The 14,231-nt window shown below is 41.9% G+C and carries 11 protein-coding genes; 3 read left to right on the top strand and 8 right to left on the bottom strand.

The genetic code is table 11. The features are described from left to right. Window positions 1–24: 24 nt before the first annotated feature. The 5 genes from M5J74_RS30190 to M5J74_RS30170 all read right to left on the bottom strand — a co-directional run bounded on the left by M5J74_RS30190 (window position 25) and on the right by M5J74_RS30170 (window position 5,829). Window positions 25–1,407 carry a proton extrusion protein PcxA gene (locus tag M5J74_RS30190; RefSeq protein WP_250017653.1) on the bottom strand — a complete coding sequence of 461 codons (1,383 nt, stop codon included), beginning with the start codon at window positions 1,405–1,407 and terminating at the stop codon, window positions 25–27. Between the two features lie 245 nt (window positions 1,408–1,652). Next, a complete protein-coding gene (locus M5J74_RS30185; protein WP_250017652.1) occupies window positions 1,653–2,567 on the bottom strand; it encodes a cation diffusion facilitator family transporter in 915 nt (304 codons plus the stop codon). A gap of 277 nt (window positions 2,568–2,844) precedes the next feature. Then, complete coding sequence (locus tag M5J74_RS30180; protein WP_250017651.1) at window positions 2,845–3,336, bottom strand: hypothetical protein; 492 nt, start codon at window positions 3,334–3,336, stop codon at window positions 2,845–2,847. 413 nt (window positions 3,337–3,749) lie between these two features. Further along, window positions 3,750–4,724 (bottom strand): RNA polymerase sigma factor, RpoD/SigA family, encoded by a 975-nt coding sequence (locus M5J74_RS30175; RefSeq protein WP_250017650.1) that lies wholly within the window; start codon window positions 4,722–4,724, stop codon window positions 3,750–3,752. Between the two features lie 106 nt (window positions 4,725–4,830). Continuing rightward, window positions 4,831–5,829, bottom strand: coding sequence for a bestrophin family protein (locus tag M5J74_RS30170; protein ID WP_250017649.1), 999 nt, complete (start codon window positions 5,827–5,829; stop codon window positions 4,831–4,833). A 669-nt stretch (window positions 5,830–6,498) separates the two neighbouring features. Between M5J74_RS30170 and M5J74_RS30165 the strand changes: the two genes are divergently transcribed. Continuing rightward, on the top strand, window positions 6,499–7,335 hold the full coding sequence (locus tag M5J74_RS30165) for a CPBP family intramembrane glutamic endopeptidase (RefSeq protein WP_250017667.1): 837 nt from the start codon (window positions 6,499–6,501) through the stop codon (window positions 7,333–7,335). Between the two features lie 113 nt (window positions 7,336–7,448). Here the strand turns inward: M5J74_RS30165 and M5J74_RS30160 are convergent, their stop codons facing one another. Further along, window positions 7,449–8,582, bottom strand: a complete 1,134-nt coding sequence (locus M5J74_RS30160) for a M23 family metallopeptidase (protein ID WP_250017648.1) — start codon at window positions 8,580–8,582, stop codon at window positions 7,449–7,451. Window positions 8,583–8,886: 304 nt separating this feature from the next. After that, complete coding sequence (locus M5J74_RS30155; RefSeq protein ID WP_250017647.1) at window positions 8,887–9,033, bottom strand: hypothetical protein; 147 nt, start codon at window positions 9,031–9,033, stop codon at window positions 8,887–8,889. 233 nt (window positions 9,034–9,266) lie between these two features. On the opposite strand from M5J74_RS30155, the gene M5J74_RS30150 reads away from it, so the two are divergent. Beyond that, a complete protein-coding gene (locus tag M5J74_RS30150) occupies window positions 9,267–11,249 on the top strand; it encodes a heavy metal translocating P-type ATPase (protein ID WP_250017646.1) in 1,983 nt (660 codons plus the stop codon). Between the two features lie 113 nt (window positions 11,250–11,362). Here M5J74_RS30150 and M5J74_RS30145 read toward each other — a convergent pair whose 3' ends face one another. Continuing rightward, on the bottom strand, window positions 11,363–12,730 hold the full coding sequence (locus tag M5J74_RS30145) for an IS4 family transposase (RefSeq protein ID WP_250017610.1): 1,368 nt from the start codon (window positions 12,728–12,730) through the stop codon (window positions 11,363–11,365). A 611-nt stretch (window positions 12,731–13,341) separates the two neighbouring features. On the opposite strand from M5J74_RS30145, the gene M5J74_RS30140 reads away from it, so the two are divergent. Then, window positions 13,342–14,223, top strand: a complete 882-nt coding sequence (locus M5J74_RS30140; RefSeq protein WP_250017645.1) for a lipid kinase — start codon at window positions 13,342–13,344, stop codon at window positions 14,221–14,223. Window positions 14,224–14,231: the final 8 nt, after the last annotated feature.

Below are 14,231 nucleotides of genomic sequence, written 5' to 3'. Positions count from 1 at the left end.
ATTTCAATCTACAGTGGATTCATCTTATTCATTCATGTTGCGGTAAGTAGCAACTGCCGAGGGTGAAATGCGATTAAGGTAACGAAAGATCCAATACTTAAAGATCACATCCAAGACCACTGGAAAAGTCGCTATGAACATAAAAACAAAATCTTTATTTTCTGGAAGACCGAAATGCTGTAAAGTATTTTCCAAAATTACTTCCCAACCATGAGAAGAGTGAAAGCCGACAAATAAATCGGTAAGCAGGATAATTAAAAATGCTTTGGCAGAATCACTTAATCCATAAACTATTTCGTCAATAAAAGACTTAAATATTGCTATCTGTCGTTTTCCTATTACAAGTAAAGCCACAAACGTAGCCACTGACAGTAAATCTGCAAAAATACTTTTGAGTGCGTTATTACTCTCAAGCTTATATTTTTGAGCTAGTTCAGAAGCTTTTTGCTTTAACTCTTTTTCTGTAATTTCTGGAGTAAGAACTAGAGATCTTCCAGCTAGAAAATCAAAACGAAGCCTCTCTTCAAAACTTTTTAATTCAGTCAGTGCTCTTTCTTCTTGAGAAGAATTTAAATAAATATTTGATTGGTTATTATTCCAAAATGAATTTACTAAAGGACTTATTATAATCCCTTTAGCTAGCTGATTCATTAAAAAAGGTACTAGAACAAGAATTAATAAATAACGTATAGAAACGATGGTTCGATACCGAGAGCGGCGGAACTCTTGAATCAACTCAGTTTCTGCGTTTGGGTTCAAGTTCCTTTTGAGTTTTTCTATAGTTCGACCAATGGAACGGGGAATAACGCTAGGTTCATCAAGTGATGTCCTTGATACTGATTTTTTTTCTGAGATGAGTTTATTAAATTTATCTTGCAGTGCTTGAGTCTGTTTCATAGGAATTTGTTTGCCAAGCTGGATTAAGGAAGTGTCGCCATCTGTTTCACTTTTTTGAGATATTAGATTGCGCTCAACTTTATTTTTTGAATTTGAAAATTTATATTTAATAAGAACTTCCTCAATGAAGTTTAGTTTTTCTATTGTTTTGCAAGTAACGGCTTTTACTTCTATAGTCTGACGATCATCTATTATGTCCTCTTGTTCCAGGTCAAAATTATTTGAATTTTTACTATAAGAGGAAACATTTATAATGAATATATTGAGAATAGAACGGCTTAGCTTAAATTCTGATAATCTGGTCTGAGCGATTTGTAGATATTTAGACAATTCAGATTCAATATAGTTAACAACATTATCGCTATAATCATCCAGTGATGAAACTTGCCCACCTCTAAGGTACTCATTTTCTATCCTTTTTATCTCAAGTGCTGCATTATAAGCAGCATTTAGAGAACGTTCGGGGGTTTGCCACAGCCAATCGATAGCATCGTGCCAATACTTCTTCATAAGAAAAAAAGCGTAATTTTCAAATGATAAATAATTGACAGCTCTCTTCTTAGTGAATGAAGCTATCAATCAATATATTGACAGAGTTCTATGAAATAGAAATGAAATTTTTGCTTGTTAAATAACTCTATATCTAAAAATTCTCTGTAGAATTTTTGCAATTGCAGTAGAACACTTGGAGATAACTTAGTAACTGGAACTTTTTAACAGTAATGCTGTAGTTATTCCTCTCGGTACACCAAGCTTTAAACAACATTATCTGGAGCGAAAGGACATGGGTAACTGGGATCGCCAACCTCGATTTGCAGAGTGGGGTGATCGATGCCAAAAAGCTCGTGAAGCTCTCGGACTACTCGTACTAAAAAAGCATCACCAGGATGTCCTGCGGGCATGACTAGGTGAGCCGTGAGTGCTGTCTCTGTAGTACTCGTTGCCCAAATATGCAGGTCGTGGACTTGAATCACATCGGGAAGTTCAGCTAGGTAATTGCGGACAGCCAATGGTTCTATGCCTACTGGAACTGCATCTAAGATGAGATTGAAGGATTCTTGAAATAGTTGCCAGGTACCAACTATGATTATCAGTGTAACAACCAAACTTACAGCTGGGTCTAACCAAAGCCAGCCCGTAGCAACGAGCGCAATGCCAGTCAGTACAACCCCTACAGATACCGCAGCATCTGCAACTAAGTGAAGGAATGCACCTCTGATATTCAAGTCCCGCTTGCGCCCCGACAAGAACATCAAAGCGCTGCCCGTATTAATCGCAATTCCGATCGCCGCCACTGCAATCACCGTTCCTCCCGCTACCGGAGCAGATTCGCGAAACCGTTGGATTGCCTCCCAGCCAATACCACCTGCAACAACTAGGAGAGAGACGGCGTTCAACAGCGCCGCCAAAATGGAAGAGCGTCGCAGCCCATACGTGCGACGTTGTGTTGTCTTTCGGCGGACGAGAATGCTTGCTCCCCAAGCTAGCAGCAGCCCCAAAACATCACTGAGATTATGTCCTGCATCAGCAAGTAGGGCGAGGGAGTTAGCAATAATACCGTAAACTGCCTCCACAATGACAAACCCTGCATTGAGAGCAACGCTGATGGTAAAGGCACGGTTATAATTAGCCTGTCTGTGGTTATGTCCGCGACTGTTCTGCTGAGACATGATTTTCTAGCGATCGCCAGCTTTAAATAAATTAACATTATCGGCGATCGAGCTAAAGCCAAAAATTGCCTCTATACTCGACCTTTAAAGTTAAATCTTCCAAACTCTAGAAGCCGAACACGATCGTAACTAAGAGTGTTAACTTAAATCCAATCAAAGCACATGTCATAATTCTGGTAAGGTACTACTGAAAAAGTATGCTGTATTTGTTTACTAGCTGGAACTCAGGTCATGCAATCATAATAAAACTTCTATATTTACTAGTCAAATCTGTGTACTAAAATGTGCGGAATCGAGCTACACCTACGGGAATTTCCGAATCGTTGCCAACAACTTTAGCTGATAGGCTATATATAGAATCAGAACCAAGAACTGGTTGCTTGACTTTATTAAGTTCGATCGAGATTTTTGTGTTAGAAATATCTTTTTTAGGAAAAACTATAATGATTCTTTTATCATCAACAAAAACATTAGTATTAATTCTCTGACCATTTCGATCGGATACGTTAATGTCATTGCTCACAGCTACCGTGGATGGAGTATCAATAATAAGCTGAGAAAGGGCACCGATGTTTTTGGGAATATGTATTTGAAAAGCATGTTTAACGATCCGCCAACGAGTAGCAGGAAACTGTAAATTATCTTCAATACTAAAAACTCTACTATTATTTGTATTTGTATTAATATTTTCACTTGAATAGCTAGCTGAAATAGAAGTTGTAATAGCTAAAATCAAGCTAGTAGGAAGGTAAATTAAGATTTTTTTCATCTCACACCTTGAAGAAATTTGCTCGCTCGAAGATGAGTTAACCTTTTGCTAAATAGCTTAACAGAGAAAGATGAAATCAAGATGAAATTTTGCCTAGAGACACAATTATCTTTAGACGAGGTACTCATGCCATATTGAAACGAGAGTCTGTTACCTAGTTGACTGACAAAACTCAAGAACTAAAACTGTAAGATTTGATGTTGAACTCGCGCTCCAACTGCTTGTGAGTTTACTTCTTCGCGGCAGATGCAGGTTCAAGATCGACAAAGCCAGACAAGGAAATCGTTGAGAATAATCGCCATCTTTGATGCAACCACCGATCCCTTCGCCATTGATGACTTTGAGCAAACACGGCACGGCTACAAGTGTATACCCGCCACTTGGTTAAATTGATGGACTATGCAAAGCTCTAGTTAACTAATTAAGTATTTATCCATATCAACCCTGCACTGGCGGAGTTTGGCTAAGGCTTCTTGCTGAATCTGCCGCACCCGTTCGCGACTAAAGTTAAGCCGTTCGCCTATATTTTTCAGCGAAAGCGATCGTCCATCTTCTAGACCATAACGCAAGCTCAATACCTGCTGTTGTTGTATTGTCAAAACTGCTGCCATCAATTGCTTTAAGTTATCGGACATTAATGACTGAATCGCAAACTCCTCTGGAGAAGCAGCAGGATCTTGCAACATTTCACCCAGCTCTGTATCTCGATCTTCTCCTACTTGTTTTTCTAGAGATATAGGTTGACGTGCTACCTCTAGATACGAGACTACCTGGTTGGGAGTCAATTCTAGTGCTGCTGCTAACTCAGAAATTGACGGCGTGCGTTTCAAGTGTTGGGATAGCTGGCGTTGTGTCTTTTTAATTTTATTCAGCTTCTCAGTGACATGGATAGGCAGCCGGATGGTACGACTGTTCTGCGCGATCGCTCTAGTTATAGCTTGACGAATCCACCAGTAGGCATAAGTTGAAAGCCGATAACCTTTAGTTGGGTCAAACTTTTCCACACCCCGATGCAAGCCAATGGTTCCTTCCTGAATCAAGTCCAGAAGCTCTAAATTACGCTTGGTGTACTTTTTGGCGATGGAAACCACCAGTCGCAAATTAGCTTCTACCATCTTGCGCTTAGCATTCTCACCATCTGCGATCGCTTGTGTTAGCCCAGTATTATCTAATTTGCCTGAAGCTTTTGCCCATTCATCAAGCGACGGTTCTCGACCTAACTGCGCGGTTAGCGAATCTTTCACTAACTGCAAGGCGAGCGATCGCTGCACCTGTTTACCAAATAAAATTTCCTGTTCGTGAGTTAGCAGTGGTACGCGACCAATTTCTCGTAAATAAATACGAATGAGATCGGTGTCTGTTTGGGCAGTTTTTAAAGGAGTAAGCATGGGAGTCTTGGGTATGTAGTAGCAATATTGTGAAATACTAAGTGTTCTAATACTTAATATCTCTGCTTTTTTGATTGTTTGAGTAAATAATATTTACAGTTTTCCTCTACAATCTGAATTTGCTATCTTTTCTAGAAAAGCGATCGCTATTTGTATTAACTGCTATGATATCTTCGGTGTTGCAAAGCATTGTGTTACAAATTACGTCTAATGGTAGGTCATTTGGATTGTGTCCAAAAGGATTTTCAAGTTCGGAGCCAATTTCTTCAATCCCAAATAAAAAAAAACTGATAAAAACCATCACTGGAGTAGTCCACCAAGTCAAGCCACTCACTAATTCAACAGGTAAGGTCAGACAATATAACACTACTAGCTGCCTCAAATAAATTGCATAACTCAAAGGCATTGGTGTTTTTGAAATTCGTTCGCAACCTCCTAGAATATTCACTAACTCATCTAGCAATTTTTGCAAAGCATTTAGTTGATAAACATCAATCGACTGACAATCATACTGATGCTGTAAGTACTCTCCTATCCAGAAAGTAATCTCTAGCGATGGATGGCTTGTATTTTGTAGCTTTGAATACTCAGATACGGACATAAGTGAAAGCAACTCTTCATTCATAGGATCGCGACGCAAATGTAGCTTCACAGCAATCGCGAAAGCAACCACTAACCGCATCGCTGCCTTTTTTTCCTCTCGAGCTGCCGCTTCTCGTTCTTTAATTATTATCCAAATACCACGAGTCAAATTACGAACAGTATTGACTAAATTTCCCCAAAGTTTACGTCCTTCCCAAAAGCGATCGTAAGCTGTATTAGTCCGAAATATTAATAACAAACTCAAAACAAGATTAAAACTTAACACCACATTAGGAATACCATCTATTTTTGGTAGGGTTATATGAATTTTTTCATAATAGAGTAGTGCAATTGCAAAACTATAGATACTAAAGAAAAATATCCAAGGAAGAATAGTTGGAACAACTGAGCCTTGTAATCGTAAGATTAAATAAAACCAATTTAACCTTTCTCCAGTATAGTCGTAAAATTTTTGCTCCCATGCTCTTAAGGAATGAGTTTTAGTATACTTCTTGATTTTCATTTTTCCCTAAAATCTTGGAATAACAACTGAATCAAAGTACATACACTAAATTAAAAAGCAAAAGTTTGTTTTTTACTATAAATTTAACTACTTTTTCCTATAGTCCGAAGGATAGATCGGGAGATGAAGCTAGTTTTTCTGAGTGATGACCTTGACTTCATTCTTGTTGTGGTAAAAATTCAGGCTTTTAAGCTCGTAAACTAAAAGCCTGAAACTAAGCTAAGCATGAGGTGTTAGTGATTAACCTTTATTATATGGAAAACAAGATGAAATTGAGATGAAATTTATTGCAAAATAGAAGTTTTTTTTAAGTTACATTTTTACTTCAAGATTAATAGAGACAATACAACTAATATGAAGATACTCAAGACTAGTTGAAACATGAACTTGCAAAACTCTATCTTTTTCACACAATTTGTCTAAATACATGGGTATACTTTAGTTAAAAAGAAAATTGGTTTTAGCAAGAAGGATGAAAAAAGCAGAAAGTAACGGTTGCGATCGGCAAGGTGTCTCTAGCTCTACTGGTATTACGTTCTATGCCATAGCGGTCTTTTTCTTGGTTGATTTTAGGTAGATGCAATTAGCTTTGCTATTCGTTACCTTTATTGTCTGTTTTAGACGGTTTCCCGATCTAGTCGAGTCTATGGCTGGAGACAAGTCAGTTTGATGCCACTTCTATGTCCGAAGATCGCTTCCTATCCTGTCCCAGCCAGAATCGGCATTTTTCTGCTGATACTAATGTTGCTGTGGCTACCTATCGCTGTTCCCATCTATTGGGTATGGGGAACAGTTAATACCAGCAGTACGATCGCTCTGTTGATTCTGTACGTTGAGTTTGTCTGGCTGTTGCAGATTTGGGGCAGGAAAGTCCATCGCCAATCTCAGCCACTTCAGTATCATGGACTGGCAAGAACTCGCCAGAACGGATTTGAACTCTTAATATCGCTGGGAATTGGCTTCATTAGCCTTTTTACTCTTTTTTTCTTTGAGGGTTGGATGGGATGGTTAATTTGGCAACCTCTCCCTAGAGTCCATCTCTCTTTTGGGTTGGAAGGTTTGCTAGTTGGATTAGGTGTGGGAGTTGCTGAAGAATTGCTCTTCCGAGGTTGGCTGATTGACGAACTGCGTTGGAACTGTAACTTTAAGACGGCTGTGTGGATTAGTAGCACGATCTATGCGGCACTACACTTTATTAAACCTTGGACGGAAATTGTCCGCACGTTGCCGAGTTTTCCAGGGCTGCTACTGTTAGGGTTAACCTTGGGATGGGCAAGGCAGGTACACCAAAAGCGCTTAGGATTTGCCATTGGGCTTCACGCTGGATTGGTTTGGGGTTACTACCTAGTTGACGTATCGGATTGGATAAATTACACGAATCAAGTTCCAGAATGGGTGACAGGAATCAATCAAAATCCTTTGGCAGGGATTGTAGGCTTTGGGTTTCTCTGTGCGCTTGCCTTTGTAGTGCGAAAGATAGGGGAATTTGGAGTGACGCTAGATTGAAGCTATTTTCTTGGCGCGATCGCTGTTAAATTTTGTAGATCTCTAAATCCAATGGGGCAACCACTTGGAACTAAAGTTGAGCATTCAAAGAGGAAACAGCTTCAACGAGATCGTCATACACGAACTTGACGCGGTAGATAAGCAATGGGATTGACTACCCCCTTGCCTTGGAGATGCAACTCAAAGTGGCTGTGCGGTCCACTACTCCGACCAGTGCTACCCATTTGAGCGATCTGTTGACCTTGCCCAACTTGTTGCCCAACCCGAACCAAAACCCGTTGATTATGAGCGTAACGAGTCAGACTGCCATTACTATGTTGGATCTCCACTAGATTGCCGTAGCCACCAGAATTCCAGCCTGCCTTGACTACAACACCAGGAGCTGAGGCGAAAATTGGCATTCCTACAGCGGCGGCGATGTCAATTCCCTGATGCATCCGTCCCCAGCGTCTGCCATAGTTAGAAGTCACGCTGCCTTTTGCGGGCCAAGCGTAATACTTGGCGGGGGTTGAAGTCTTGAAAGGTTTGGGTAAGTAAGTATCTACTGCACCCAAAGGCGGTAAATCTGGAGAAATTTGCTGTTCTTTGAGCAAATCGAGCATTCCTGAAGTCTCTAACCCTACTATGGGTGCTGTTACTACACTAGAGCTAGATTTAGGAGTAGTGGTATTGGCTGGAGTTGAATGCCGTGCTTTTATAGCTGGCTTTGGAGCGTCAGGCACTTGAGCCGTAAGCAATTTTGGCTTCATCGATCGCTCGGCTGACGAATTAAGATGCCGTAGAAAATTCAGTTCTCCAGTTAAACTATCTGCTTTGCTAGGGGCGATTGGTTGGAGAGGCGCGACTAAAGTACTACCTTCACTCGATCTCGGCGCAAATGCGCTTCGAGTCGAGTATTTCTGTTGTAGTTTCTCAACCTCCATATGTAGCTTTTGGACGTGCGGATTAAATGGCGATCGCGATCGCGCTGCTTCTGGTTGGCTTAAACCTATACTCTTGCGTCGAGGTACTTCAGCTCCAATAGGAATAGTACTGACTGTTGGTTCGTTGCTTGTTAGTTTAACTGCCAATGCGCGATCGCTTTGTTGAATCATCAAAAGGTTAGAAACTCCTGTTGAAACGACTAAACCGAGCGTCACAGTCGCAGTTCGTATCCGCCGCTTATTTTTTTGTCGAATAAAGTTAGTGTATTCTTCTAATATTTTGTTATTGGTTGTCAAAGTGAAAATAGCCGCTACTTTCTTCATTCTTTGCGTTCGCTTAGGTAAATTTATTCAGCATTATATATAAACAACGTTGTATAATTTGTCAAGGGTTTATCGTAGCAATTCTCTAGCTGAACGCTCCTCTCAAAAGCTTTGAGTCGAACGGATAATCACTCTTGCTCAAACTTGAGTGAAGTAAAAATTAGAACATCATAGCTAGAGCGGCTAGCATAAATTCGCTCGCCTTGTTTTTCAAATAACCAAAACCTAGACTATAAAACTCCCAAACTACTCGAAACTTCAGCGACTTATTAGTTTAGCCTAAAAGGAGGCTTTACTCTATTTCCTAATGAATCTGGGCGTACATCGGCTCGATCTCCCCAACATGGAAGCGATCGGCATCTGGAGCAAAATAGTTTAAGCTTTCAACTCTAATGACTTCAATAGCTTCCTTTCTGGCAATGAAGATAAATTTAACCGTACTTAACAGCATTTTTGGTGAAAATTAAAATCGTGCCTAAAAACTCGTTCCTCTTGTTAATGATTATCACTCTATTAATTGTCGGTGAAAGTGATAATAGTTTTCATTATGAATTTGCATTAATAAACCGTGCATGACTCGCAGCAATTTTTGCACGTTTGAGAGTAAGAGAGTGTAGAATAAAAAATAAATTTGAATTACTGTTCAGATATTCATTATTTATTTGCTTGGAGCGAAGAAACATCATGCCAAAGCCAAGTTCAAACCATTCGGGCTGCTCCAGCTGCGCTGGTGACGAGCATCAGCACGATCGCGACGACCGAAACCACGACCACGACCACGGTCACAGTCATGGTGATGGAGAGTTTAACCTAAAGGCGGAACTGGCTCCGGTGATCTTGGTAGTCATTTTATTTACCCTCGGTTTGATTTTTGAAAAGCAGCTGCATAGTACACCTTACTCAGTCGGCGAGTATTTGGTTTTCATCCCTGCCTACCTCTTGAGTGGTTGGAATGTTTTGACGAGCGCTGGACGCAATATCCTCCGAGGTCGAGTATTTGATGAGAATTTTTTGATGACTATAGCGACGTTAGGGGCGATCGCGATTCATCTACTACCAGAAGCCGTAGCAGTGATGTTGTTTTTCAGAGTGGGCGAATTATTTCAGGAATTTGCTGTCGGTCGCTCCAAGAGATCGATTAAGTCTCTATTGGAGTTCCGCCCTGACTATGCCAACTTGAAGACGAATGGTGAACTCAAAAAAGTATCGCCAGATGAAGTAGCAGTAGGGGATATCATCGTTGTCAAGCCAGGGGAAAAGATTCCCTTGGACGGCAAGATCGTAGAGGGTGAGGCTCAGCTCGATACCTCTGCCTTAACTGGAGAGTCAGTGCCGCGAACTGCAAAAGCTGGAGACTCCGTTTTGGCAGGCACGATCGACAAAACTGGCGTTCTCACAATCGAGGTGAGCAAACTATTCGGTGAGTCTTCCGTATCCAAAATTTTGGATTTGGTGCAGAATGCCACTAGTAAAAAATCAGAGTCGGAGAAATTTATTACTCAATTCGCCAGGTACTACACCCCTGTTGTCGTTGTTCTCTCTCTGGGAGTAGCGATACTTCCTCCTTTATTTATTGCAGGAGCAGACCGATATCAATGGGTTTATCGCGCCCTCATCTTGCTGGTGATTTCCTGTCCTTGTGGACTCGTGATTAGCATCCCCCTCGGCTACTTTGGTGGTGTTGGCGGTGCTGCCAAGCGCGGGATTTTGGTCAAAGGCTCTACCTTTTTAGATGCCCTAACTAGAGTCAAGACGGTAGTGTTTGACAAAACAGGAACGCTGACTAAGGGCGTGTTTAAAGTAGCGCAGATCGTACCAAAAAATGGGTTTACCCAAGATGAGCTACTCCAACTAGCAGCAGAGGTAGAGTCACACTCCAACCATCCTGTGGCTGAATCTATCCGAGAGGCGTATGGAAAAAAAATCGACGATTCCCAAGTTGAGGCTTACGAAGAAATTGCTGGTCATGGCATCCGCGCTCTAGTCCGAAATCGGTTAGTTATTGCCGGAAACGACCGCCTGTTGCACCGAGAAAATATCTCGCATGATGACTGTAATATAAATGGTACTGTCGTACATCTAGCTGTAGACAAGCGCTACGCTGGATACATTGCGATCGCTGACGAACTCAAAGACGATGCGTTTGAAGCAATTCAAGCCCTGAAGAAACAGGGGGTCGAGCAAATCGTCATGTTAACGGGAGATAATCGAGCCGTAGCCGAGCGGGTGGCACAAAATCTTGGTTTAGATTTCTACTATGCCGAGTTACTACCAGAAGGTAAGGTCGAGGCGATCGAGAAACTAATCCTACAATCTGGAAAAAATCATAAAGTTGTGTTTGTCGGTGATGGGATTAACGATGCCCCAGTAATTGCCAGGGCTGACGTGGGCATGGCAATGGGAGGATTAGGCTCTGATGCAGCGATCGAAACTGCGGATGTAGTGATTATGACCGATGCGCCGTCAAAGGTAGCTGAGGCAATAAAGACTGGCAAAAAGACTCGTCAAATTGTTTGGCAAAATATCATTCTGGCTATGGCAGTCAAAGGTGTATTTATTTTGCTAGGGGTTTTCGGTTTGGCAACTTTATGGGAAGCCGTTTTTGCTGATGTGGGTGTGGCTTTGCTTGCCATATTAAATGCCGGCAGAGTTCTGAGAGGAAATTAGTCAGGAAATAGTCAAACAGAAAAATTCTTCATCGATTTATGGAGGTTGAAAAATGGGATTGGGTCATATCTTCAGAGAGGAATGGCACTAAGATAAGCCACAACACTGTTAAATCAAGCAGCCTGTAATTGTTGGCGCAATTGATTTCTGGGTTGATTCATCAGTGGGTAAGCTTTTGGGCGACGCTTTCTTACTCTGGGTTCAGCTCGACCAGGGCGGTGCGGGACTGGTTTGTGAACAATAATCGTGAGTAAAGTTTGATAAATGTGATGGCGTTTTACCCCAGAGTTAGCTAACATTTGTGGGATAAAATGATTCAAGTGTTGACGAGTTCCTTGTAAAGATAAGCGTAGTGGTGGTACACCATAAGTTGTACCAGAGAGCCACATTAAAGTACGTAGCAGATTATAAGCGAGTAAATAAACATAAAGTTCTTTGCGAACCATGAGAGGAGTTTTGCAGCGTAAAACATCCATGCCTAAAGTGGATTTGAGATGTTTTAAATCTACTTCAACATCCCATCTCAAGTCATAAAGTCGCACAAGTTCCAAGGTTGGATAAATTTTTGTATCTAACAAAGTAGTAATTAAACTGACACTGGTAGTCCGAAAACCAGGGATAATGATGTAGTAATAAATCTCTCGCACAACCAGAGTTGAGGGAAGCGCAGCAAATGCATCCTCGCTGAGTCCTTGCGGGCATCTTTTAGGTTTGTGCCAAGTTACTAATTTGTCGCTTTCTCCAACAATTCTACCTCTGTACATAGGGGTTTTTCGAGACTGATGCTTCCGAAATACTGCATCACAGTCAAGATTTTTAATCGTCACTAAATCGGCATAAGCACAGAAGGCTCTATCCCCTAAAATTACATCAAAGGGGTTGAGAAATTGGTATAATTTTCTAGCAAGCTTTAGATCGTGAGTGTTTAGAACATCGATAACTAGGGCTATAGCAGCACCTGTAGTTAGACTAAATATCATACCAATCTTGGCAATTGGGAACCCACATCCAGGTTTTTGACTTTTCGGTTGAGGATAAGCTTTTTGGTTCTCTACAGTGTCAGGCATTGAGACAGTTGAGCCGTCTATTACTTTCAGATGACGACCGCACCACAAATCTTCTGCTGTTACTTTCTCTTCTAAATCTTGTGCTACTTTCCCAAACAGTTTCTGCAATAATTCTTCTGGTAACCTGGCTCTTGCTTGACAATAAGCACTCGTGTCGGTTGAGGGAATTTCTACTCCTTCGCTCACCAAATAAGCAATGACTCTACTGGTGGCATTGTGGCAACTTTTATCAACATCTAAAACTTGAGACAGAAATACCCATATAGTTACGAATGGGTCAAACAGGCGGCGACGATACTTAATTTTCAGTTCGTCTATCGCTTGCTCAATTACAGACTCTGGCAATAGCTCTCTAAATGGCAATCCCCAGCTTTGACTAAATTTTTGCTTGAGAATTTTCACGCGGTTTGTCACAGTAGTACTAGTCTTATTGGCTTCCAAGTATCGTCAATCAGTATTTCACGGACTTGGAGGCTTTTTCTAGTTACGGAATCTTTTTAGCTAATGCCTGCACGATTGCCTTACACATAAGCACCTGCTTGAAACCATATACCTAATCACTTTGCTGGCTGCCGGATAGTATACAAGGCTGTATAGTTTACTGTCCGAGCCTTTCACCTTATCTTAGTGCCATTCTCTTCAGAGAGCTATTGGGTGACGATCGCCACAGACATCATCGCCAAGATCGTCACAGCGGATATCGTGCTCGCGCTCGTTATCGCAATAGGCATCACGATGACGACCCGAGTTACTATGATGGAATGGCTGCACCTGCCCCAATAGTTATCTGTCTAAGCTGCGAAAGAGAAAACCCTCATGATGCCAAGTTCTGCATTGAGTATGGCAGCGTCCTGCGTATAAGCCACTGAGTTTTGCAAGTCATGCAATTCTAAGTCAAAGAATACTACTTGTTTTCAGCTAGCGATGATGCTGGAAGCATCTGTAGTAAACCAATATCCACTGTATATGTGGCTCTACTGGCTATTTTAATGCCACCAGAGTCTTAAGATCGGAGATTGATACTCGTGACTCGACGCGCCCTGCTGATAGTAAATCGTTACGCTCGCCGAGGACGAAATAGTTTAATCCAGGCAGTAAACCAACTGCAAGAGCTAGGCTTTGACCTGATAGAGGTCGAGGTAGAAGAACCGCAATATCTTTCTGACGCGATTCGCCATCACTGCCACCAAGTTGACCTAGCGATCGTTGGGGGAGGAGATGGCACGCTGAACGCGGCAGTGGAGGGACTGGTAGAAACTCAGCTCCCTTTGGGGATTCTCCCTTTGGGAACCGCCAATGACCTCGCCCGCACCTTGGGAATTCCTCCAAGCCTGCCTGAAGCTTGCCAGATCGTGGCAAAAGGTCAACTACAGCGTATTGACCTTGGCTGGGTGAATGGGAAGCACTTCTTCAATGTTGCTAGTTTAGGGCTGAGCGTCCAAATCGCGGAGCGGCTCAATCAAGGAACCAAGCGTCGCTGGGGAGTGCTAGGCTATGCAGCTACAGCTTTAGGAGTAATTTGGCAAGTCAAACCCTTTCAAGCGGACATCTGTCTTGACGGCGAATTAATCCGAGTTAAGACCGTGCAGATTGCCGTGGGAAATGGTCGATATTATGGTGGTGGCATGATAGTCTGTGAGGATGCAGCAATCGATGACTGTCAACTACATCTGTACAGTCTGAATGTTCGTCACTGGTGGCAGCTGATTGCCGCACTACCATCTGTGTGGCAAGGACAACATAGGGCGTGGTCGAGTGTCCATGCTTGCAAATGTCAAGAAATTGAAGTCTACACTCACAAGCGATATCTTATCAACACAGATGGTGAACTAACTACCCACACACCCGCTCAATTTCGTATCATCCCCAAAGCTTTATCTGTGTTGATTCCCAAAAAACATTCTTAATCCTCAGA

The organism is Chroococcidiopsis sp. CCNUC1 (assembly GCF_023546805.1).
Classification (GTDB): domain Bacteria; phylum Cyanobacteriota; class Cyanobacteriia; order Cyanobacteriales; family Chroococcidiopsidaceae; genus Chroococcidiopsis; species Chroococcidiopsis thermalis.
The sequence above is the reverse complement of the archived record's forward strand: the minus strand, read 5'-3'. Positions and strand labels throughout refer to the sequence as shown.